At 70.8% G+C, this 21,839-nt stretch carries 20 protein-coding genes; 12 read left to right on the top strand and 8 right to left on the bottom strand.

The window, feature by feature from the left end; translation table 11 throughout:
• Positions 1-15: 15 nt before the first annotated feature.
• Positions 16-951 (bottom strand): MerR family transcriptional regulator, encoded by a 936-nt coding sequence (locus AB0F52_RS04225; protein ID WP_360164357.1) that lies wholly within the window; start codon positions 949-951, stop codon positions 16-18.
• 96 nt (positions 952-1,047) lie between these two features.
• Here AB0F52_RS04225 and AB0F52_RS04220 point away from each other — a divergent pair, with 96 nt between their 5' ends.
• The 7 genes from AB0F52_RS04220 to AB0F52_RS04190 all read left to right on the top strand — a co-directional run bounded on the left by AB0F52_RS04220 (position 1,048) and on the right by AB0F52_RS04190 (position 8,963).
• The gene (locus AB0F52_RS04220) at positions 1,048-1,509 is read left to right on the top strand and encodes a DUF3180 domain-containing protein (protein WP_360164355.1); all 462 of its coding nucleotides are present in this window, start codon (positions 1,048-1,050) and stop codon (positions 1,507-1,509) included.
• Between the two features lie 69 nt (positions 1,510-1,578).
• A complete protein-coding gene (locus AB0F52_RS04215) occupies positions 1,579-4,215 on the top strand; it encodes a DUF6779 domain-containing protein (protein ID WP_360164353.1) in 2,637 nt (878 codons plus the stop codon).
• 398 nt (positions 4,216-4,613) lie between these two features.
• The gene (locus tag AB0F52_RS04210; RefSeq protein WP_360164605.1) at positions 4,614-5,717 is read left to right on the top strand and encodes a PrsW family intramembrane metalloprotease; all 1,104 of its coding nucleotides are present in this window, start codon (positions 4,614-4,616) and stop codon (positions 5,715-5,717) included.
• A 143-nt stretch (positions 5,718-5,860) separates the two neighbouring features.
• Positions 5,861-6,766, top strand: coding sequence for a DUF2520 domain-containing protein (locus AB0F52_RS04205; RefSeq protein WP_360164351.1), 906 nt, complete (start codon positions 5,861-5,863; stop codon positions 6,764-6,766).
• Entirely contained in the window at positions 6,763-7,674 is a 912-nt protein-coding gene (gene panC, locus AB0F52_RS04200) for a pantoate--beta-alanine ligase (RefSeq protein ID WP_360164349.1), read from the top strand. Before AB0F52_RS04205 ends, panC begins: the two co-directional genes overlap by 4 nt.
• A 9-nt stretch (positions 7,675-7,683) precedes the next feature.
• The gene (gene panD, locus AB0F52_RS04195) at positions 7,684-8,181 is read left to right on the top strand and encodes an aspartate 1-decarboxylase (RefSeq protein ID WP_013230457.1); all 498 of its coding nucleotides are present in this window, start codon (positions 7,684-7,686) and stop codon (positions 8,179-8,181) included.
• A gap of 5 nt (positions 8,182-8,186) precedes the next feature.
• Positions 8,187-8,963 carry a type III pantothenate kinase gene (locus AB0F52_RS04190; RefSeq protein ID WP_360164346.1) on the top strand — a complete coding sequence of 259 codons (777 nt, stop codon included), beginning with the start codon at positions 8,187-8,189 and terminating at the stop codon, positions 8,961-8,963.
• 47 nt (positions 8,964-9,010) lie between these two features.
• On the opposite strand, the gene AB0F52_RS04185 is transcribed toward AB0F52_RS04190, so the two are convergent.
• Together AB0F52_RS04185 and AB0F52_RS04180 are read right to left on the bottom strand one after the other, a co-directional pair.
• Complete coding sequence (locus AB0F52_RS04185; RefSeq protein ID WP_360164344.1) at positions 9,011-9,412, bottom strand: DUF6640 family protein; 402 nt, start codon at positions 9,410-9,412, stop codon at positions 9,011-9,013.
• A 49-nt stretch (positions 9,413-9,461) separates the two neighbouring features.
• Positions 9,462-10,214, bottom strand: coding sequence for a class I SAM-dependent methyltransferase (locus AB0F52_RS04180; RefSeq protein ID WP_360164342.1), 753 nt, complete (start codon positions 10,212-10,214; stop codon positions 9,462-9,464).
• Between the two features lie 77 nt (positions 10,215-10,291).
• On the opposite strand from AB0F52_RS04180, the gene lysS reads away from it, so the two are divergent.
• Both lysS and AB0F52_RS04170 read left to right on the top strand, forming a co-directional pair.
• On the top strand, positions 10,292-11,803 hold the full coding sequence (gene lysS / locus AB0F52_RS04175) for a lysine--tRNA ligase (RefSeq protein ID WP_360164340.1): 1,512 nt from the start codon (positions 10,292-10,294) through the stop codon (positions 11,801-11,803).
• Positions 11,804-11,948: 145 nt separating this feature from the next.
• A complete protein-coding gene (locus AB0F52_RS04170) occupies positions 11,949-12,299 on the top strand; it encodes an Lsr2 family protein (RefSeq protein ID WP_013230453.1) in 351 nt (116 codons plus the stop codon).
• A gap of 130 nt (positions 12,300-12,429) precedes the next feature.
• Here AB0F52_RS04170 and AB0F52_RS04165 read toward each other — a convergent pair whose 3' ends face one another.
• Entirely contained in the window at positions 12,430-13,287 is an 858-nt protein-coding gene (locus tag AB0F52_RS04165; protein ID WP_360164337.1) for a helix-turn-helix domain-containing protein, read from the bottom strand.
• Between the two features lie 35 nt (positions 13,288-13,322).
• Here AB0F52_RS04165 and AB0F52_RS04160 point away from each other — a divergent pair, with 35 nt between their 5' ends.
• Entirely contained in the window at positions 13,323-13,904 is a 582-nt protein-coding gene (locus AB0F52_RS04160) for a TIGR03086 family metal-binding protein (protein ID WP_360164335.1), read from the top strand.
• Positions 13,905-14,322: 418 nt separating this feature from the next.
• Here AB0F52_RS04160 and AB0F52_RS04155 read toward each other — a convergent pair whose 3' ends face one another.
• Entirely contained in the window at positions 14,323-15,147 is an 825-nt protein-coding gene (locus AB0F52_RS04155) for a (2Fe-2S)-binding protein (protein WP_360164333.1), read from the bottom strand.
• Positions 15,148-15,508: 361 nt separating this feature from the next.
• Here AB0F52_RS04155 and AB0F52_RS04150 point away from each other — a divergent pair, with 361 nt between their 5' ends.
• Together AB0F52_RS04150 and AB0F52_RS04145 are read left to right on the top strand one after the other, a co-directional pair.
• Positions 15,509-18,067, top strand: a complete 2,559-nt coding sequence (locus AB0F52_RS04150) for an ATP-dependent Clp protease ATP-binding subunit (protein WP_103343575.1) — start codon at positions 15,509-15,511, stop codon at positions 18,065-18,067.
• A gap of 107 nt (positions 18,068-18,174) precedes the next feature.
• Positions 18,175-19,881, top strand: a complete 1,707-nt coding sequence (locus AB0F52_RS04145; RefSeq protein ID WP_360164331.1) for an Hsp70 family protein — start codon at positions 18,175-18,177, stop codon at positions 19,879-19,881.
• A gap of 1 nt (position 19,882) precedes the next feature.
• Here the strand turns inward: AB0F52_RS04145 and AB0F52_RS04140 are convergent, their stop codons facing one another.
• The 3 genes from AB0F52_RS04140 to AB0F52_RS04130 are packed head-to-tail and all read right to left on the bottom strand — an operon-like array spanning position 19,883 to position 21,789.
• Positions 19,883-20,356 carry a YbaB/EbfC family nucleoid-associated protein gene (locus AB0F52_RS04140; protein ID WP_360164329.1) on the bottom strand — a complete coding sequence of 158 codons (474 nt, stop codon included), beginning with the start codon at positions 20,354-20,356 and terminating at the stop codon, positions 19,883-19,885.
• A complete protein-coding gene (locus AB0F52_RS04135; protein ID WP_360164327.1) occupies positions 20,349-21,410 on the bottom strand; it encodes a hypothetical protein in 1,062 nt (353 codons plus the stop codon). The genes AB0F52_RS04140 and AB0F52_RS04135 overlap by 8 nt, the downstream gene beginning before the upstream one ends.
• 4 nt (positions 21,411-21,414) lie before the next feature.
• Entirely contained in the window at positions 21,415-21,789 is a 375-nt protein-coding gene (locus tag AB0F52_RS04130; RefSeq protein ID WP_360164325.1) for a hypothetical protein, read from the bottom strand.
• Positions 21,790-21,839 lie beyond the last annotated feature (50 nt).

Below are 21,839 nucleotides of genomic sequence, written 5' to 3'. Positions count from 1 at the left end.
GTCGTCTTCGTGCGGTCAGCCGCGCAGCGCGTCGATCATGAAGCGGACCGCGGGCTGGGCCGTCGGGACCGGGGGCCAGCCGTTGATCGTCGCCAGCAGCTGCCAGTAGCGCTCGGCCCGTGGGTCGCCGCTCGTGGCGAACCGGTCGGCCAGCTCCGCGCGGAACTCCGGTGCCGCCGCGTCCTGGTCCGGGCGGGCGGAGGCCGCCGCCAGGTCTGCCGCAAGCGCTTGCCCCGTCTCCGACGTGGGCGATTCGCCCGCCGCGATCGCCGTTTCCGCGCGGGAGACCCAGATCGGCCAGTTCTGCTGCCAGGCCTCCGCCGGCTGCTGGAACTCGCCGCCCTCGATCTGCTTCGCCTGGGTTTCGCTCATCTTGCGGATCAAGGCCCGGAACTCCGGGTCCTGGACCAGCTCGGCGAACTCGATCCAGGCCTCGAGCTGCTCGGGCGTCGGGTCGTCGGGCAGCTCCGGCTTCCCGGCGCGCATCCGGCGGTAGAACTCCTGGTCGATGTCGAGCCCGGCGACCATTTCGTCCCAGAACTCGTCGACCAGCCGCTTGCGCTCCTCGTCGGACATCGACGCGAGACGGTTCATCAGGTTCACTTCCTCCAGTTCGGAATTGCGCTTGGCCACCGCGCGCAGTACCGCCCGGCGCAGCCGCAGCCGCCGGATCTGCTCGTCGAGCGCCTCGACGTGCCGGACCGCCAGCTCGCCGACGGTCGTCGACCGGGTCAGGGCGGCGGAGACGTCGGCGAGGCCGAGACCCAGCTCCCGCAGCGTGCGGACCAGCTCCAGGCGGGCCATCGCCGCCGCGTCGTAGAGGCGGTAGCCGGCGTCCGTCCGCTCGGTCGGCGGCAGGAGGCCTTCGTCCGAGTAGAAGCGGATGGTCTTGACCGGCAGGCCGGTCCGCCGGGACAGCTCGCCGATGGTGAAGGTCGCGGTGGTGCCCACAAGACGCATGATGAACTCTCCAGTCGGTGGAGAGTCAACCGTACTTCGGGTCCGGTGGCGGGGCCGCGGAACATTACTGCGCGGTACCGTTGAGGTATGCACTTCACCCGGCCCCGTGACCTGGTGGTCGCCGGGCTGCTCGGCCTGGGTCTCGGCTACCTGCTCTTCCAGACGGCCTACGGCTCGCTGCCGCAGCTGCCGCTGCTCGCCGGCGTCACCTTCGCCGTGCTGGCCGTGCTCGAGGCCGTGCTCGCCTTCTCGGTCCGGTCGCGCATCAAGAACGGCCGGGTCGTCGGCGCGATCGGGGTAGCCCGATCGGTGGCCCTCGCCAAGGCTTCGTCACTCGCCGGAGCGGTCATGGCCGGCGCCTGGCTCGCGGCGCTCGCCTATGTTTTACCCAGACGTGACGAACTCGTCGCCGCGGTGCACGACACCCGCGCCGCGGCGGTCGGCGTCGTCTCCGCCGCAGCCCTGGTAGCTGCGGCTTTGTGGCTCGAACACTGCTGCCGGACCCCGCAGGACCACGATCGTGAGCGCACCCGCGGGACGACCGGTTAGCGCTGGAATCCCACCGCTCGCTGGACCGAGTAGGTCTCGTTCGGATTACGAGCAGGTACGGTGTCAGTCATGACCGGCGTGGGTGACGACTCGCGCGGCCGCCTACTGGGCAGGCCGTGGCTCGTTGTCGGCTTTGTCCTCGCCATCGGAGCCACCCTCGCACTGGTGCTCAGCGACGATCTCCGCTACCTCAGGCTCGGGATCGTCGCGGCCCTCTGGGCCGCCCTGATCGGCGCTTTTCTCGCCGTGAAGTACCGCAAGAGCGCGGCACAGAGCGAGGACGCGGTCGCCGAGGCGCAGGCTGTGTACGAACTGGAGCTGGAACGCGAGATCGCGGCCCGGCGCGAGTACGAGCTGGAGATGGAAGCGGAGAACCGCACCGCGGCCGACTCCAAGGGCCGCGAGGAGCTGGAGGCGCTGCGCGCGGAAGTGTCCGCGCTGCGCGACAGCCTCCAGTCGCTGTTCGGCGGCGAGGTGCTGCTCGAACGCGTCGCGCTGACCGCGCAGGCGACCCGGATGCGCAAGGTGTCCGACGAGAACCGCCTGATTCCCGACAACGCGCCGAAGAAGAAGCCCGCCCAGCTGATGGCCGGGAAGAAGCCGGTGGTCGAGGGCGGCGAGCGGCCGACCGAGCTGATCGACCGCGTCCTCGACGAGCGCCGCCGCAAGGCCTCGAACGGCAAGCCCGCCAACGGCAAGGGCCTCGGCAAGGGCAAGGGCTTCGGCGGCAAGCCGGTCCCGAAGACGCCGGCGAACGTCTCCGTGCAGAGCACCCAGCAGATGGCCCGGCCGAAGCCGCTGAGCGAGCGCCGTCCGCCGGTGCCGCCGGTCGACCCGGCGCTGAACGCCGCGCAGCGCGAGCTGAAGGCCGCCGAGCTGCGAGCCGAGGCGGCGCGCCGCCAAGCCGAGTCGCAGCCGATGCGGCTGCCGAAGCAGGACGAAATCGCGAAGCAGCCCGAGCGCCGGCCGGAGGCCGCCGCCGAGCCCACGCGCCGGGACGTGCCGCGGCCCGACCCCAAGACCGAGATCCGGCGTCCGCAGGAGCCGAAGACCGAGATCCGCCGACCGCAGGAGCCGAAGACGGAAATCCGCCGCCCCGAGCCGCCGCCCGCGCGCCGGGCCGAGATGTCGCGGTCGGACATCCGGCCCGTCGAGATGTCGCGGCCCGATATCCCGCGCGTCGAGATGTCACGCCCGGACATTCCCCGGGTGGAGATGTCGCGCCCGGACATCCCGCGCGTCGAGGCGCCGCGGCCGGACATGCCGCGGCCCGAGGCGCCGCGGCCGGACATGCCGCGGCCCGAGGCGCCGCGGCCGAACGTTCCGCGGGGCGAAGCGTCGCGATCGGACATTCCGCGGGTGGACATGCCGCGGCCCAACGTTCCGCGGGGCGAAGCGTCGCGGTCGGACATTCCGCGGGTGGAGATGCCGCGGCCCAACGTTCCGCGGGCCGAAGCGTCGCGATCGGACATTCCGCGCGTCGAGATGTCGCGTCCGGACATTCCGCGCGTCGACATGTCTCGGGCGGATATCTCGCGGGTCGAAATGTCCAGGCCGGACATTCCGCGCGTCGACATGTCTCGGGCGGATATCTCGCGGGTCGAAATGTCCAGGCCGGACATTCCGCGCGTGGAGATGTCGCGGCCCGATATCCCGCGCGTCGAGATGTCGCGCCCGGATATCCCGCGGGTGGAGATGCCGCGGCCGAACGTCCCGCGGGGCGAAGCGTCGCGATCGGACATTCCGCGGGTCGAGATGTCGCGGTCGGACCTTCCGCGCGTCGGCGGGCAGCCGAACGGCGCGCGGCCCGACCCCCGCAAGGCGCCCGAGCCGCCGCGGCCGGCGCCGGGTCGTCCGGCGGCCAACGTGCCGCCGCCGAAGCCGTCCGAGATGTCGCGTTCGGACATCCGGCCGGTCAAGGACCTCAGCGCGGCCTTCCAGAACCGCGACGACTTCGCCGAGCGCCAGCGGCCGAACCGGCCGAAGCCGCCGGAGCAGAAGCCGCCGATGCCGCGGGACGCCGCGGCGTCCCGCACCGACATCCCGCCGGTCGTCCCGCCGACCACGCCGGTGCCGAGCAACGGCCCGTCGCCGCGGCAGCCGTCGCGCACGGACCTGCCCCCGGTGGTGCCTCCGACCACGCCGGTCCCGGCGGCCGACGGCCGCCGCCCGTCGCGGCTGGAGCAGTTCTCGCGGGCCGACATGTCGCCGATCCTGGAGGAGCCGCCGTCCCGCCACGGTGGTGCGCACGGTGGTTCGCACCGCGCGCCGGCGGAGGCCGCCAAGGCCGAGGCCCCGATGGTGAACCCGACGCTGCCGGAGTCGGTCCGCAACTTCCAGGGCCGTTCCGGCGGCCGCCGCCGCAAGCCGGAGGAGTCGCAGCAGCTGCCGGCGATGCCGCCGGCACCGGAGCCCCCGGGTGGAGGCCGCCGCCGTCGCCCGGACGGCGAGCCCCCGGCCTGGGAAGGCATGGTCGCGGAGCGGGCCTCGATGTCCCGCCGCGGGATGGCCCCGGTGGACCCGGCGGACGTCGAGCAGCAGCAGAACGGCAACGGCCACAACGGAGCCCGCAACGGCCACCGAGCGGCCCCGGAGCCCACTCCGGGCAGCGGATCACACGCGGCGGGCCGCTCGGTGAGCGAACTGCTGGCGGCGAACGGCGGCACCGGCTCGACGCCCCGCCGCCGCCGACGCGCGGAGGACTGAGCCCGGCCGGTCGTGGATCGGGCTGTGGTCGGCACTCGGCGACCCGCTCGATCGCTGAGCTGTCAGCGGCCGGAGGTGGCGCGCGCCACGCCCCGCCGCACGACCACCGACCAACCCAGCCCGGTGGCGGCGCGGACGCGGGCCAACGCCTGCCGCCTGCGTGCGGAGAACCGAGGCCCGCGCGCCTGACGCAAGCGTCCAGGCCCTCGGGTGCGCGCAGACGCACCGGAGGCGACCCTGAGGCGCGTCTCGGCGGCGCTCAGCAGGCTGACCGGCGCGCCGTGTGTGCCAGGTGGCGTTTCTCTTCCGTTTCGGCCTGCGTAGGGTGACCCGCTGTGAGCGGAACCCTCTCGCCCGCGACGGGACTCGATCGCGGACGGCGGCCTCGCCGGGTCACCGTGCTGCTGCCGGTGCTCGGGCTGATCGTGGTGGCCCTGTGCGGCCTGTTCCTGTTCGGGCTCGCCACCGCGCGGGTCGGGCCCCTCGCCGTCACCATCGGGGTGCTCGCCGCGCTCGTGCCCGTGGCCGGTGTCGTCGCCGGGTTCCTCTGGGTCGACCGGTGGGAGCCCGAGCCCGCCAAGTTCCTCCTGCTCGCCTTCGCCTGGGGCGCCTGCATCGCGACCATCACCGCGCTGCTCATCAACACCACCGCCGAGGCCGTCGGGGACGAGCTGCTCGGCCAGGGCAGCGGGAACACCGTCGCCGCGCTCGTCTCGGCCCCCGTGGTCGAGGAGGCCGCCAAAGCCCTCTTCGTCGTGCTCATCCTCTGGCGGCGGTCCAGCGAGTTCGACGGCGTCGTGGACGGGGTCGTCTACGCCGGGTTCAGCGCCGCCGGGTTCGCCTTCACCGAGAACATCTACTACTTCGGGCGCGCCTTCGCCGACTACGGCTTCGGTGACGGGCACAGCCAGGGCGTCATCACGGCGTTCTTCCTGCGGGGCGTGCTCGCTCCGTTCACCCACCCGCTGTTCGCCGTGCTCACCGGCATCGGGCTCGGGATCGCCGCGCGGACGACGACCAAGGCCCTCAAGATCGTCGCGCCGATCGCCGGGTACCTCGCCGCCGTCTGCCTGCACGCGCTGTGGAACAGCGCCGCGCTGCTCGGCGGGTCGAAGTTCCTCACGGTCTACTTCCTGATCATGCTTCCGCTCTTCTTCGGCGTCGTCTACCTGGTCATCCTCCAGCGGAAACGGGAGCAGCGGATCATCGCCGCCGCCCTGCCGCACATGGCCGCCGCGCGGTGGATCGCCCCCTCCGAAGTCGAGCTGCTGGCCAGCCTGCCCGGCCGCCGGGCTTGGCGCCGCCAGGCGAAGCGGCAGTCCGGCAAGCAGGCCGCGAAAGCCGTCGCCGTCTACCAGGCGAGCGTGACGGAACTCGCGTTCCTCGACCGGCACCAGCTCACCAGCGACACCGACCGGCAGCGCCAGCAGGAGCTGCTGCGCACCCTGAAGGCCGCCCGCGCGGAGGCCACGCGCCTCGCCGACGAGGCCGCCCACGGGTGAACCGGTCCGGGTGAAGCTGGTCACCCGGGCTCAACGACGCCCGCTCGCCCGAGTTAGTCTCGCGCCGTCGTCCGGTACCCGGAGCGGGACTGGAACGAGAGCAGAGGGAGTCTGCCAACCATGAGCGTCCACAGGCGCACGCCATGATGAGGCCCGCCCGCCTCGCGGTCGGCGTCGTTTCCGCCGGCCGGGTGGGCAGCGTGCTCGGCGCCGCGCTGGCCCGGGCGGGGCACACGGTGGTCGCCGCGTCCGGCCTGTCCGCTTCGTCGCTGGCCCGCGCCGAGCGCCTCCTCCCCGACGTGCCACTCCTGCCGCCCGACGAAACCGTCCGCCGGGCGGACCTCGTGCTGCTCGCCCTCCCCGACGACGCGCTCGCCGGGATGATCCGCGGGCTCGTCGCCACCGAGTCGCTCCGGGCGGGGCAGATCGTCGTGCACACCTCCGGGGCGCACGGCATCGACGTCCTGGCCCCCGCGGCCGAGGCCGGGGCCCTGCCGCTCGCCCTGCACCCGGTGATGACGTTCACCGGCCGCGAGGAGGACCTCGAACGGCTGGCGGCCTGCAGCATCGGTGTCACGGCGGCCGAGGACGACGAAGCCGGGTGGCACGTCGGCGAAGCGCTGGCCGTCGAGATGGGCGCCGAGCCGGTGCGGATCCCCGACTCCGCGCGAGCGCTCTACCACGCTGCGTTGGCCCACGGCGCGAACCACCTGATGGCGCTGGTCGCCGACTGCGCGGACCTGTTGCGCCAGGCCGGAATCGGGCAATCCGAACGCCTGGTCGCACCACTGCTCTCGGCGGCGTTGGATAATGTGCTGCGACACGGCGATCGTGCCCTCACCGGCCCGGTCGCGCGTGGCGACCTCGGCACCGTCCGCAAGCACCTCGCGGTGCTGGCGGACCGGGCGCCGGAGGTGGCGCCGGCCTACCGCGCGCTGGCCAAGCGCACGGTGGCGCGTTCGACGGCTGCCGGGCTGCTGGACACCGCGGCCGCCAAAGACCTCACCGAACTCCTCGACGATCCCGCCGAAGGGCACCAAGACCAGTGACCACACCGAAATTCAGCCGCGGCACCCTGAACGCGTTCGCGTCGCCCGAGCAGGTGAGCCAGGTCAGCCGGGCGCTGCACGGCGTCGGCCGCAAGCTGGCGCTCGTGCCGACCATGGGCGCTCTGCACGCCGGGCACCGCGAGCTGATCCGCCGCGCGAAGCGGCTGCCCAACAACGTCGTGGCCACCTCCATCTTCGTCAACCCGCTGCAGTTCGGCGCGGGCGAGGACTTCGAGGCCTACCCGCGGCCGCTGGAGGCCGACCTCGACATCCTGCGCGAGGACGGCGTCGAAATCGCGTTCACCCCGAGCGCGGACGCCCTCTACGCCGAGGGTGCCGTGGTGACCGTGCACCCGGGCCCGCTCGGCGACGAGCTCGAAGGTGCCGTCCGGCCCGGTCACTTCGCCGGCGTGCTCACCGTCGTGGCGAAGCTGTTCAACCTGCTCCGCCCGGACTACGCCCTGTTCGGCGAAAAGGACTACCAGCAGCTGGTCCTGATCAAGCGGATGGTGCGGGACCTGAACATCGACACGCACGTGATCGGCGTGCCGACCGTGCGCGAGCGGGACGGGCTCGCGCTGTCGTCGCGCAACGTCTACCTGACGCCTGAACAGCGCGAAGACGCCATCGTCCTGTCGGCCGCCCTCACCGCGGGGGCGTTCGTCGGCCGGGACGGTGCGGACGCGGTCCTCGAGACCGCGTGGAAGACCCTCGCCGCGCGGCCCGCGGTCGAGGTGGATTACCTGGAGTTGAGGGGAACCGACCTCGGGCCCGCGCCCGTCGATGGTGAAGCACGGCTGTTGATCGCGGCACGGGTGGGGAGTACCCGGCTGATCGACAACGTTCCGGTGTTGCTCGGCGCTTCGGTGGAGCACCCGGCACACCCGGAGTGGGACGCAGGGGAATAGGAGTCCACTATGTACCGCACGATGCTCAAGTCGAAGATCCACCGGGTCACCGTGACCCAGGCCGACCTGCACTACGTCGGTTCGGTGACGGTCGACGAGGACCTGATGGAGGCCGCGGACCTGCTGCCGGGGGAACAGGTGTCCATTGTGGACGTCACCAACGGGGCGCGGCTGGAGACCTACGTCATCAAGGGGGAACGCGGCAGCGGGGTGCTCGGCATCAACGGCGCCGCGGCGCACCTGGTGCACCCGGGTGACCTGGTCATCCTCATCTCGTACGGCCAGATGGACGACGCCGAGGCGGCGACGTACCAGCCGCGCGTGGTTTTCGTCGACGCGGACAACCGGATCGTCCACCGGCACACCGACCCCGGCCACGCGCCGGAGGGATCCGGGCTGCTGTCCGGCACGGTGACGCTGCCGCCGGACGAGGAGACGGCGATCTTCCCGGTCGCCGAGACCGCGGACGCCCGTCGCCTCGACGCGTTGCTGCACGCGGAAAGCTGACCCGCTTGCTGCTCACCGTCGACGTCGGCAACACGAACATCGTCCTGGGATTGTGGTCCGGCCAGGAGCTCGTGGGCGACTGGCGCATGCGCACGGACGCGCGCATCACGGCCGACGAGCTGGCGTTGACGGTCCGCGGGCTGCTCGGCCCGCACGCGGACGCGGTGTCCGGGATCAGTGCACTGTCGACGGTGCCGGCCGTGCTGCGCGAGCTGCGGGTCATGCTCGGCCGGTACTACGCCCGGGTCCCGAAGATCGTGGTCGAGCCGGGCGTGCGCACCGGCGTGGCGCTGCTGGTGGACAACCCGAAGGAGGTGGGCGCGGACCGGCTGGTGAACACGCTGGCCGCGCACCACCTCCACAGCACGGCGTGCGTGGTGGTCGACTTCGGCACGTCGACGAACGTGGACGCGATCTCGGCCCGCGGCGAGTTCCTGGGCGGCGCGTTCGCCCCCGGGATCGAGATTTCGGTGGACGCGCTGGCGTTGCGGGCGGCGGCGCTGCGGAAGGTCGAACTGGTGCCGCCGCGGTCGGTGATCGGCAAGAACACCGTGGAGTGCCTGCAGTCCGGGATCCTGTACGGCTTCGCGGGCCAGGTGGACGGCCTGGTGCGCCGGATCGTCCGCGAGCTTTCCCCGGGCGGCACGGAACCGGTGGCGGTGCTGGCGACCGGCGGCCTGGCGCCGCTGGTGCTGGACGAGTCGGAGACGATCACCGACCACGTCCCGGAGCTGACGCTGCTCGGCCTGCGGCTGGCGTACGAGCGCAACATCCGGCCCTGACCTGCCCCGAGGTGGCGATCCACGCCACCTCGGGGGCATCCGGACCCTCAGCCGCGGGCCAGGCGGCGGCGCTCCAGCACGTACCCCAGCGCCGTCAACGCCAACGCCGGGACGGCGATCTTCGCCTGCGGGAACCGGTCGGCCCCCGGCGGATCCACCGCGCGGGAGCCCGGGTAGGCCAGCGCCGAAATCTGCGTCACCCAGTACAGCGACGCCAGCACCGCCCCCGCGTCGAGACCCGCCCGGGTCGGCCGCCGCCAGAGCTGCCACAAGCTCGTCGTCCCCAGCGCGAGCCCCAGGCTCATCGTCTGGCCGTTGTGGAACTTCGCGTGCGGTGGCCATTCCGGGTTGAACACGTGCGTCTCGTTCCAGTCGGCCTTGTACGGGCCCACCGCGGTCACCAGCGAGGTCAGCGAGATCAGGGCTCGCCCCCATGATTTCCTGCGCATTCCCGCAGTATCAAACCTCTACTTGGATCGAGGTCAAGGGCGAAGTGCGTCAGCGCCGCCGCGCGCGCAGGACCGTGGTGACCAGCGGCAGGTCGAACTCGCCGTTCGCGGTGGCCGGATTCTCCGCCAGGAACCGCCGGAGCCGGTCCAGCAGGGCCACCGACTCCTCCGGGGCCGACACGATCACCTTCGAATAGGTCGCGATCGTTTCCAGCAGGGTCTCCGCGGTGCGCCGTTGCGTGTGGCGAAACCGGTCGCTTTCGAACGATTCGAAGGCCGGGTGCGTCACCTCGCGCATATCTTCGATGCTCGTCGGGCGACGGGCGCCGTCGCGGCCCAGCGCGGTGAACTCGGCGACCCACGGCACCGATTCGTCTTCGTAGTTCCACATCGGCACGCACACCCCGCCCGGCCGCAGCACCCGGCCGATCTCCGTCATCGCCACCGGTACGTCGAACCAATGGAAGGCCTGGCCGACGAAAACCGCGTCGACGGTGTCGTCGGGGAGGGGGATCCGTTCCGCCTGCCCAGCCAGTGACGTCACCGACGGCGCGGCCCGCTCGAGTTCCGCGCGCATTTCCGGATCGGGCTCGACGGCGGTGACGTCGAGCCCGAGCGTGCTGAGGCCGAGGGTGAGTTTGCCGGTTCCGGCGCCGAGATCGAGGACCCGGCGCGGTGTTCCGCTCGCTCCGGAAAGCCCCCACTCGATCGCCTCCCGCGGGTAATCGGGCCGGTGCTGAGCGTACTCGGCGGCCCGGCTGCCGAAGGAAGACGCACGCTGACCGTGTGTGGGATCACTCACGACATCCAGGCTAATGGAGAGAAAGGTAAAGGTAATCCGGTTGGCGTAGCGGCCGGCCGGGTTCGTACCCTATGGCCATGACCGAAAAGCCCCCTCCCACCAGCGAGCCCGCCGAAGACGAACTGCCCGAGCAGATGCGGGTGCGCCGGGAGAAGCGCGACCGGATCCTCGCGGAGGGTATCGATCCCTACCCGGTCGAGGTACCCCGCACGCACTCGCTCGCCGAAGTGCGCGCGGCGCATTCCGGACTGCCCGCCGACACCGCCACGGGCGAGCAGGTCGGCGTCACCGGCCGGGTGATGTTCCTGCGCAATACGGGCAAGCTGTGCTTCGCGAGCCTCCGCGAGGGCGACGGCACCGAGCTGCAGGCGATGATCAGCCTGGCGAAGGTCGGCGAGGACGCGCTGGCGGCGTGGAAGTCCGACGTCGACCTCGGCGACCACGTGTTCGTGCAGGGTGAGGTCATCACGTCCAAGCGCGGCGAACTTTCGGTGATGGCCGACGCCTGGCGCATCACCTCGAAGGCGCTGCGTCCGCTGCCCAACGCCTTCAAGGACCTGGCGGAGGAAACGCGGATCCGCCAGCGCTACGTCGACCTCATCATGCGCCCGCGCGCGCGGGACGTCGTGCGCACGCGGGCCGGCGTGGTCCGGTCGCTGCGGGAGTCGTTCCACCGCCGCGGGTTCACCGAGGTCGAGACGCCGATGCTGCAGACGCTGCACGGTGGCGCCACGGCCCGCCCCTTCGTCACGCATTCCAACGCGTTCGACATGGAGCTGTTCCTGCGGATCGCGCCGGAGCTCTACCTCAAGCGCTGCGTCGTCGGCGGCATCGAGAAGGTCTTCGAGATCAACCGCAACTTCCGGAACGAGGGCAGCGACTCGTCGCATTCGCCGGAGTTCGCGATGCTCGAGTACTACGAGGCGTACGCCACCTACGACACCAATGCGGTGATGACGCGGGAGCTGATCCAGGAGGCCGCGCAGACGGTGCTGGACACCCAGGTCATCACCCTGCCCGACGGTTCGGAGTACGACCTCTCCGGCGAATGGACCACGCTCGGAATGTACGAGTCGTTGTCCGATTCCCTCGGCGAAGAGGTGACGCCGGAGACGCCCGCCGCCAAACTGCTCGGATTCGCGCAGGCCAGGGGCCTGGAAGTGGATCCGAAGCTCGGGCACGGGAAGCTCGTCGAGGAACTGTGGGAACACCTCGTCGGAGATCACCTGCACGCACCGACGTTTGTCCGTGATTTTCCGCTGGAGACGTCGCCATTGACGCGGCAGCACCGCTCCCGGGCGGGGGTGGCCGAGAAGTGGGACCTCTACGTGCGCGGATTCGAACTCGCCACCGGATACTCCGAGCTGGTCGATCCGGTCGTCGAACGGGAACGCCTCACCGAACAGTCGCTGCTGGCCGCGCAGGGCGATAGCGAAGCCATGCGGCTCGACGAGGATTTCCTGCGGGCCCTGGAGTACGGAATGCCCCCGAGCGGTGGCGTCGGAATGGGGATCGACCGCCTCCTCATGGCGCTGACCGGTCTCGGTATCCGGGAGACGATCCTCTTCCCGCTGGTGCGGCCCGAATAACCCGGCCGTGTGAGGATAGCCGTCGGTTATCGATACGAGATTTGCGTTGCACTGGAGAAGCGGGTACTAATGTTCTAGACAAAGTCTTCTGTCCCGGGGCTCGCCCCGTACCAGATCATTGAGTAAGCCCCGCAGGAGGAATCGGATGGCACAGAAGGTGCTCGTCTCGCTGGTCGACGACCTCGACGGCAGTGAGGCGGAAGAGACCGTCGAGTTCGGTTTGGACGGAGTCAGCTACCAGATCGATCTCTCCTCGGAAAACGCGGAGGAGCTCCGGGACGCGCTCGCTCAGTATGTCGAGCACGCGCGTCGTGCGGGCGGCCGCAAGCGCGCCACGGTTCGTCCGGTCGCGGGTAAGGGTTCGGCTCGTCCGGCCGCTGTCGACCGTGAGCAGAACCAGGCCATCCGGTCGTGGGCGCGCAAGAACGGTTACGCGGTTTCCGACCGCGGCCGCATCCCCTCCGAGGTCGTCGAGGCTTACCACAAGAAGAACTGAAGATTGTTCACACCGCCTCCGTGCGGGCCGGCTGTGGGTCGCTGACCAGCAGTTATCCTCTGTCGCGGTAGCGGTGTCGACGCGGGGTTTTCAGCGTGGCCGCCGGGCGAATTCCGCCCGGCGGCTTTCTTCATGTCCGATGGCTGTCCGGTTCCCGTTCGGGGGCGCGGGCGGTTCGGGCGTACTCGGCAGGCGACTGGCCGGTCACGGTCCGGAAATCGCGGATGAAGTGCGACTGGTCGCTATAGCCCAGTCGAACCGCCAGACCGGCGTAATCGCGTTGTCCTTCTGTGACGATCCGCTGCGCTGCGTCATTGAGCCGGTAAATCCGGATCGCCCACTTGGGCGGGAGACCGACGTGTTCGGCGAACACGCGCTGGATGGACCGGGTGGTTAGTCCAGTATCGGCACACAGTTGCGCCACCCGGGTAATTCCCGGATCCCGCGCGATTTGTTCCACCGCCTCCGCCGCCGCACGGGCGGCCGGGGACAGCCGCACGGGATTTGCGATCAGCAAGTTGTCGATCGCGCCGACCATTTGCGCATCGCCGCCCGCGGTCCGCACCGATTCGGCGGCCGCCGAGGCCGCCGGTCCGAAAACATCGGTGAGCGGGACGGCCCGGTCGGCGATGTCACGCACGGGTCCGCCGAGGAACGCGCGGAAGGTGCCCGGCCGGAATCGCACGCCCAGGCCCTGGACCCGGCCGGCCAAGCGGTGGGAAAAGACGTCGCGGGCCGGGCCGTGGACGCCGGAGGCGCCCGGGAAGAACGTGACGTGGACCGAGAGGTTCGGCAGCACCCGCTGCTCGTGCGGCGGTTTGCCGCGCCGGTCCCAGCGCAGGATCCAGTGGTATTCGACGAATTCGGCGAGTTCCGGGGCCGGTGGGTGCCTGGCCAGCGTGAACATCGTGCGCGCGGTGGCTTCGGCCACGATGCCGCGCGGGATCCGGTGCGTCACGGGTTCACGGTAGCTGTCGCGTTCGTTCAAGACGCGCTGCTCGCCGGGGAGTTTGGATCACCGCCATGACTGCCGAGTTGCTGCGTCCGGCCGCGGCCGAATTCCTCCGGATCGCGTGTGCGGTCCCCGACCTGACCGCGCCGACGCCGTGCGCGGGCTACGACGTCCGGGGGCTGCTCAACCACCTCCTGTACTGGGGTCCGTGGCTGATCGCCGCGGGACGGCGCGAGGGGCCGCCCGCGATGGGGGCCGGCGAGGCGGAGGCGGCCCTGGTGACGGACGGCTGGCGCGCGGATCTGGAGAAGCAGACGGAGACGCTGGTGGAGGTATTCGGGACACCGGCGGCGTGGACGGGCACGACTTCGCTGGGCTCGGCGCCCATGCCGGCGGCGGTGGTGGGCGCGATGGTCCTGGGCGAGTTCGTGCTGCACGGCTGGGACCTGGCCCGGGCGAGCGGGCAGCGGCTGCAGTGCGCGCCCGAAGCGGCGACGGCGGTGTACGAGTCCGCGGTGGCGATGGGCGACCGGGCGCGGTCGATGGGGGTGTACGGGCCGGCGGTGGCGGTGGCTGCTGAGGCCTCGCCACTGGAGCGGGCGCTGGGAGCGGCGGGGCGGGATCCGGGGTGGAGTTGTCCACAAGTGGGTTGAGCTGTGGACAGGTGTGGGGTGCGGGGCCGCGATCGGCGGGTTTTGTCGGGTGGGGTCGATAGGCTGGCCCAGGGGCCGCCCCCAGGGATCGGGCGGGGCTGTTTGCCGGGGGCCGGCGCACTCGGACGACGACGGCAGCAAGCACTAAAGCAGCAGCTCTCCCGCCGCGGGGTGGCCGGTTCATGCGCGGCATGAGGCCGGCGGGTTCAATCGAGCTGCTGGTTGGGGTCTTCCTGGCTGATCGTTGAGACCGCGGTCGGCTCAGCTCGGTCGCGGTTATCGGCAGTGAGATCCCGGCCCGGGCGGCGCGCCGGGCCTGACGACTCCTGAAACTCAGGTGGCGCGACTACCCCTGGAATCCGCCCAGGGATCAGGCCGGGCTGTGTGATCGGGCCCGGGCTGTGTGCGGCCCACCTGGCTAGCGCGAGCAGGTCCGTGGACAGCCGTCGCACTCGGAAGACGATGGCAGCAAGTACGAAAAACAGCAGCTCTCGCGCCGCCGCGTCCACTCGCGGTGGCCGTCCGGGCTCTCTCGCAAGCGCAACGTCGACGCCGACGTCAGTGGCGGGTACCGCGCGTCGAGCACCAGTGCCGCGTCCGCCACGCCCGCTCCCTCGGCCTCCGGTGTCCCGCCCTGGCGGCCCGCCCACCACAGCGAGTTCTCCAGCGCGTCCGTCGCCGCTGCCCACAGGGTTCGGCGGCCCAATCTGCTGAGCGGTGCGTACGCCCGGACGAACTGGGCCGCGTGAGCCAGGTAACGGGCCCGGAGGACCGCCGCCAGTGCGCGCTCGTCGCGGACCACGGTTGCCTCGGGGCGGGCCGAGCCCGGGTCGGTCGGGAGGCAGTGGAACGCGTCACCCAGCACCGCCATGCCGTCCGGGTGCGGGCGGTCGTCGGCCAGGCGGAACGCCAGCTCCGCCGGCTTCAGCGACGGCACCCGGCGCTCGTGGTGCCACAACAACCCCGCGACGTACGCCGGGACGTGCAAGTACCACGTCAGGACCCAGCTGGCCGTGGTCGGCGAAGGCGCCGAGGAGTGCTCGCGCAGGAGCCAGTCGCCCAGCAGGCCGCGCCACTCGTCGAAGTAGGCGGGCGTCTCCAGCAGCTCCGAACAGCGGATCCAGCCGGCCGGGACGTCGCGGCGCAGCTCGGTGCGTTCCTGCAGGCCGGAGACCCGCCGCAACGACGACGCGAGGCCGTCGCCGACCTCGCGTGCGTCACGGAAGGACCGCTGGTGGCTCAACCGCGGCCCTCCTTGTGGCGCCGTAGTGGATTAGGCGTGCCTAACCTTACAGACTTCCGGAAGCTGCGCCAATCGGGTGGGGGCACTCTCAGCTTGCGGACTGTTCGCGGTGAGCGGACAGAGCGCGGATGGCGGAATCCCGGTGGCCGTTCGCACGTTGGGCTTGACGTAAAGGTGCAGGGCAACCTGATGATGGAAGCACCCGGCGGACCCCACGTCCGGGTGCGGAAAAGACCGCGAACAGCCGTAGTGGTAAGCCAGCGCCACCGCTTGGCTACTAGAGTGGTCTCACGGTGCTGAATCCATCGCGGTGAAAGCACGATGGAAACGGGCCGCCGGCGCAGCAGTCGAGGGAGTGCACATGTTTGAGAGGTTCACCGACCGCGCGAGGCGGGTGGTCGTCCTGGCTCAAGAAGAGGCCAGGATGCTCAACCACAACTACATCGGCACCGAGCACATCCTCCTGGGTCTGATCCACGAGGGTGAGGGTGTCGCCGCCAAGGCGCTGGAGTCGCTGGGCATCGCCCTGGAGGGCGTGCGCCAGCAGGTCGAAGAGATCATCGGCCAGGGCCAGCAGGCGCCGAGCGGGCACATCCCGTTCACGCCGCGCGCCAAGAAGGTGCTGGAGCTGTCGCTGCGCGAAGCGCTGCAGCTCGGCCACAACTACATCGGCACCGAGCACATCCTGCTGGGCCTGATCCGCGAGGGCGAGGGCGTCGCCGCGCAGGTGCTGGTCAAGCTGGGTGCGGACCTCAACCGGGTCCGCCAGCAGGTGCTGCAGCTGCTCTCGGGCTACCAGGGCAAGGAGTCCACCGAAACCGGTTCCGGCGGCCGTGGTGAAGGCACCCCGTCGTCGTCGCTGGTGCTGGACCAGTTCGGCCGCAACATGACCGTGCTCGCCCGCGAGGGCAAGCTCGACCCGGTCATCGGGCGCGGCAAGGAGATCGAGCGGGTCATGCAGGTGCTGTCCCGCCGGACCAAGAACAACCCGGTGCTCATCGGCGAGCCGGGCGTCGGCAAGACCGCCGTCGTCGAGGGCCTCGCGCAGAGCATCGTCAAGGGCGAGGTGCCCGAGACGCTCAAGGACAAGCAGCTCTACACGCTGGACCTGGGCTCCCTGGTCGCCGGTTCCCGCTACCGCGGTGACTTCGAAGAGCGCCTGAAGAAGGTGCTCAAGGAGATCAAGACCCGCGGCGACATCATCCTGTTCATCGACGAGCTGCACACGCTGGTCGGGGCGGGTGCCGCCGAGGGTGCGATCGACGCGGCTTCGATCCTGAAGCCGATGCTCGCCCGCGGTGAGCTGCAGACGATCGGCGCGACCACGCTCGAGGAGTACCGCAAGTACATCGAGAAGGACGCCGCCCTCGAGCGCCGGTTCCAGCCGATCCAGGTCGGCGAGCCGTCGCTGGAGCACACGATCGAGATCCTCAAGGGCCTGCGCGACCGGTACGAGGCGCACCACCGCGTCTCGATCACCGACTCGGCGCTGGTCGCCGCCGCGACCCTGGCGGACCGGTACATCAACGACCGGTTCCTCCCGGACAAGGCGATCGACCTGATCGACGAGGCCGGCGCCCGGATGCGCATCCGCCGGATGACCGCGCCGCCGGACCTGCGCGAGTTCGACGAGAAGATCGCGAACGTCCGCCGTGACAAGGAGTCCGCGATCGACGCGCAGGACTTCGAGCGGGCCGCCCGCCTGCGTGACGAGGAGAAGACCCTCCTCGGCCAGAAGGGCGAGCGGGAGAAGCAGTGGAAGGACGGCGACCTCGACGTCGTCGCCGAGGTCGACGACGAGCAGATCGCGGAGGTGCTGGCCAACTGGACCGGCATTCCGGTGTTCAAGCTGACCGAGGAGGAGACCACCCGGCTGCTGCGCATGGAGGACGAGCTCCACAAGCGCATCATCGGCCAGGAGGACGCGGTCAAGGCCGTTTCGCAGGCAATCCGCCGTACGCGTGCCGGTCTGAAGGACCCGAAGCGCCCGTCGGGCTCGTTCATCTTCGCCGGCCCGTCCGGTGTCGGTAAGACCGAGCTCTCCAAGGCGCTGGCGGCGTTCCTGTTCGGCGAGGACGACGCGCTCATCCAGATCGACATGGGCGAGTTCCACGACCGGTACACCGCTTCGCGGCTCTTCGGTGCCCCTCCGGGCTACGTCGGCTACGAAGAGGGTGGCCAGCTGACCGAGAAGGTGCGGCGCAAGCCGTTCTCGGTGGTCCTGTTCGACGAGATCGAGAAGGCGCACCAGGAGATCTACAACACGCTCCTGCAGGTGCTGGAGGACGGCCGCCTGACCGACGGTCAGGGCCGCACGGTCGACTTCAAGAACACGGTCCTCATCTTCACGTCCAACCTGGGCACGTCGGACATCTCGAAGTCCGTCTCGCTCGGGTTCGCCGGGTCCAACGACACCGGCACCCGGTACGAGAAGATGAAGCAAAAGGTCAACGAGGAAATGAAGAAGCATTTCCGCCCGGAGTTCCTGAACCGGATCGATGACATCATCGTGTTCCACCAGCTGACGCAGGAACAGATCATCATGATGGTCGACCTGATGATCGGCCGCGTGGAGAAGCAGCTCAAGGCCAAGGACATGGAGCTGGAGCTCACGGCGAAGGCCAAGTCGCTGCTGGCCAAGCGCGGCTTCGACCCCGTGCTGGGTGCGCGGCCGCTGCGCCGCACGATCCAGCGCGAGATCGAGGACCAGCTGTCGGAGAAGATCCTCTTCGGCGAGGTCGAGCCCGGCCAGATCATCCTGGTCGACGTCGAGGGCTGGAGCGGCAACCCGGAGGACAAGGACGACCAGGCGAAGTTCACCTTCCGCGGTGAGCGCCGGCCGTCGTCCATCCCGGATGCCCCGCCGGTGAGCATCGGCGCGGGCCACGAAGAGCAGGGCGGCGAAGCCGAAGGCGAGTGATCGTCGCGTAGTCCGCCAGGAGGGCGGTTCCCCCGAGTGGGGAGCCGCCCTTCTCGCTGTCCAAGCCCGTGAGACGATGCCCGCGGACCTTGGGAGGGGGAATCCGCGTGGACGTGCTCTCGATCGACTTCGGGACTTCCAGCACCGTCGGGGTCCTCTCCGCCTTCGGGCGTGGACCGCGGGCCATCGAGGTCGACGGGTCCGTCACGATGTCTTCTGCCGTCTACGTCAACGATGACGGCCTGCTCGTCGTCGGCCAGGACGCCGAACGGCGGGCGCGGCTCGACCCCAGCCGGTTCGAGCCGAACCCCAAGCGGCGCATCGACGAAGGCACTCTCCGGCTCGGCGAAACCGATGTCGACATCGCCGACGCCTTCGCCGCCGTCCTGCGCCGGATGGGCGAGGAAGCCGAACGGCAGCTCGGCCGCCCACCCGCGCAGACCCGGATTTCGCACCCGGCCGGTTGGGGTGCCGGCCGGCAGGACGTCCTCCGGGCCGCCGCCGCGAAGGCCCGGTTCGCCGACGTGCGGCTGATCCCCGAACCGGTGGCCGCCGCTGCCCACTACGCCAGCCTGGGGAGCCGGGCCGGCGGCCCCATCGGCGTTTACGACCTCGGGGCCGGCACCTTCGACTGCGCCGTCGTCGGGATCACCCAGCAGGGGTTCACCGTGCTGGCCGAGGACGGCCTGCCCGATCTCGGCAGCCTCGACATCGACCAGGCCCTGCTCGTCCACATCGGACGCTCCGTCTCGCACGCCGATCCGGCGCAGTGGCAACGCCTCCTGCGGCCGCAGACCACCGCCGACCGCCGCACGCGCCGCGCGCTGCTGCAGGATGTCCGTGACGCCAAGGAAAGCCTCTCGCGGCACGCGCAGACCCACGTGCCGATGGCCGAGCCGTTCGGGGACGTCCTCGTCAGCCGGGACGAGCTCGAAGCGCTGGTGCGGCCCAGCCTGCTGCGCAGCGCCGAACTGCTCGCCACCACGATCCGCCGCGCCGGCTTGACGCCCGCGCAGCTCGCCGGCGTCTACCTCGTCGGCGGGCCGAGCCGGATGCCGCTGCTGGCCACGCTGCTCGGCCGGCAGCTCGGCGTCGCGCCGACCACGCAGGACCAGCCCGAGACGGCCGTCGCGTTCGGGCTCCACCACGTTCCGCTGGGCACCACCACCGACCTCACCGTGCCCGCGTTCGCGCCCGTCCGCCCGCCCGTGACGCCACCGCGGCCGCAACCCTGGCAGCAGCAGCCCCCGCGGCCGCCGCAGCACCCGCCACCGCCGGAGCCGCGCCGGAAACCCCAGCGCTGGTTCCTCGCGCTCGCCGTGCTCCTGGTCGCCGCGGTCGTGGCCACCGTCGTCGTGTTCGTCATCCGTGACCAGGCCGCGCAGGCCGCAGCGGACTGCACGCAGACGGCGCAGCGCGACCGGGCCGGCTTCACCCCCTGCCTGCGCGCACTGGCCGGGTCCGTCCCGGACCGGAGCACCTGCAAGGAAAACGACCACTTCGCGCAGCTACTGGGCGGCCAGCTCTCGGTCGTCTGCGACTTCACGGGTGGCAGCGTCCGCTACTTCCAGGGCATGACCACCGAATACATCGAGGTGAACACGAAGCTGACGCCCGCCGGCAGTGCCGTCGGCCGCGGCACCTGGGACGGCGGCGGCCTGCACGGCGAGTACCTCGCCAGTGCCGACAAAAAGACGTCGATCGTGCTTTTCGGCGTGCATGAGCGCCGGGTGGCCGCGATCTACCTCACGGAAGCCCCCAGCCGCCTCGATGATCTGATCGCCGGCTTCATCCGCGAGGTCAAGCCGGCCTGACTCACCAGGCCTTGTCGAACCGCATGCCGCCGGCGTACCAGTCGTCGTCGGCGACCGGGCCGGACGGCGGCGCGGAGGCCGCGGCCTCCGAAGACCGGTCCTGCAGCACCTTGCCATCCGTGGCCGGAGCCGCCGGTGAAGGTGCCGGAGCGGCGACCGGCACCGGTTCCGGCTCGAACTGCACCCGCCAGCGCAGCCGGTCCATCAGGTAGCCGCCGGTGCCCAGCGGCGCCAGCAGCTGCCCGGTCCGCTTCGCCGACTCGCGCTGGGCCTCGACGTACGTGCGCAGGACGGCGTCCGCGATCTCCGACGGCGACATCCCCGAGACGGCGTCGGTGAGCCGCAGCCGGGTCAGCACGCCGTCGGTGTTGACCGACAGCGAAACCGCGCCGCCGGCGGACGTCGCCGTCGCCGACAGCGCGTCGAGCTCGGCGAGCAGGGTTTCGCGGTCCGGTTTCGCCGGACGGTCAGCCATGCATCAGCCCCAGGTGGCCGTCGTTCCGCGAGACCTCGCCGTCGGGGGCGATGTCGACGTGCTCGTCGCGGACGTTCTTCTCCGTCTGCCGCGAGGTGTGGTCGGTCTCGAAGTTGTCCGGGTCGAAGCTCGAGCCCGGGCTGACGTCCGGCGGGTCGGGGATCTTCGGCAGGTCGACGGCTTCGTCGCCGATGCGGTTCGCCAGCGTCCGGGCCGCCTCACCGGCACCGTCGCGGATCTTGCCCGCGCTGTCGAGGAAGCTCTGGTGCAGGTCGAACGCGTTGTCGCCGGTGATCTCGGCCTGGTTCGCCACGATCGCGCTGATCGCGCCGCCGGCGGCGTTCCCGGCCACCAGCGCGCCGTTGGCCGCGGTGAAGATCGCCGCGCCCGCCGGGGCCGCGACGCCGGCGCTGGCCACGGTGAGCAGCCCGGCGACCGCGCCCGCGAAGGTCGCCGCCAGCACCTTCGACATCGCGGCTTCGCGCTTGCGGGACTGGTCTTCCTGGTACTTCTTCGCCGTCTCCAGGAACGTGGTGCCGAGGTTGCTCAGGTCCTGGCGGGCCGAGGCGATGGCTTCGCGCGCCGCCACGACGTCGCTCTCCAGCACGGTGATCTTGGTTTCGACCTCGGTGAAGGCGTCGGCCAGCTGGTTGAGGTAGGCCTTGACCGCGTTCGCGGCCGAGCCGCGCCAGACGTCGAGGAACTGCCGGGCGTCGTCGAGCTTCGGCCTCGAGTCGCGCTGCAGCTGCTTCCAGACGGCGTCGTGCTTCATGATCAGGCTCTGCAGGCCCGAGGCCGACTCGTGGTCGATGTCGGCGTCGGAGAACTCGCGGTAGACGGCGGCCGTGTCGTCCTGCATCTTCCGGAAGTTCTCGTTCGAGTCGTCGAAGCCGAACAGCCAGATCTCGGTCATCCGCAGGACGTCGAGCGCGTCCAGTGCGTCGTTCGCGCCGTCCTTCAGGTCCTCGGACACGCCCTCGAGGAGTTCGGCGCGGCGGTCTTCACCGCTGGACATCGGCTCGGCGTCGAGGCCGGTGTCGAAGTAGCCGTCCACGTCCTCAGTTCCCTTCCAGGCCCGCGGCCGCGCGGTTGACGTGCCGCTTCGAGTCCTCGTCGGCCTGCTCGTACAGCTCTGCCACCCGCATCAACGCGTGGCTCGTGTCGGCGGTGGTCCGGTGCAGCTGCGCGACCAGCTTCTGGATCTTCGCCAGGTGGTCGTTGTAGGCCGCCGCGACGGCGGGCATGCCCAGCGAGCGGCCGAAGGCGTTGTCCGCGGGGAACATGCCGGCGAGACCGCCGAGGAAGCCGCCGGCGGCGACGGGGACGTCGGTGCCGCGCAGGCCGCTCGACGCGGTTTCCGCGGCACCGGCCGCGTCTTGGAGGGCTCCGGCCGAGTCCCGCAGGTCCTGCAGGTCGGTCTCGAATCCGATCATCACTCACCTCTTCTTCGGGCTGCGCGTCGGGACATGTAAACACCGTTCGA

Origin of the sequence: Amycolatopsis sp. NPDC024027 (assembly GCF_040638975.1) — a bacterium.
Lineage (GTDB): Bacteria > Actinomycetota > Actinomycetes > Mycobacteriales > Pseudonocardiaceae > Amycolatopsis.
This window is presented reverse-complemented; position numbering and strand designations above follow the sequence as displayed.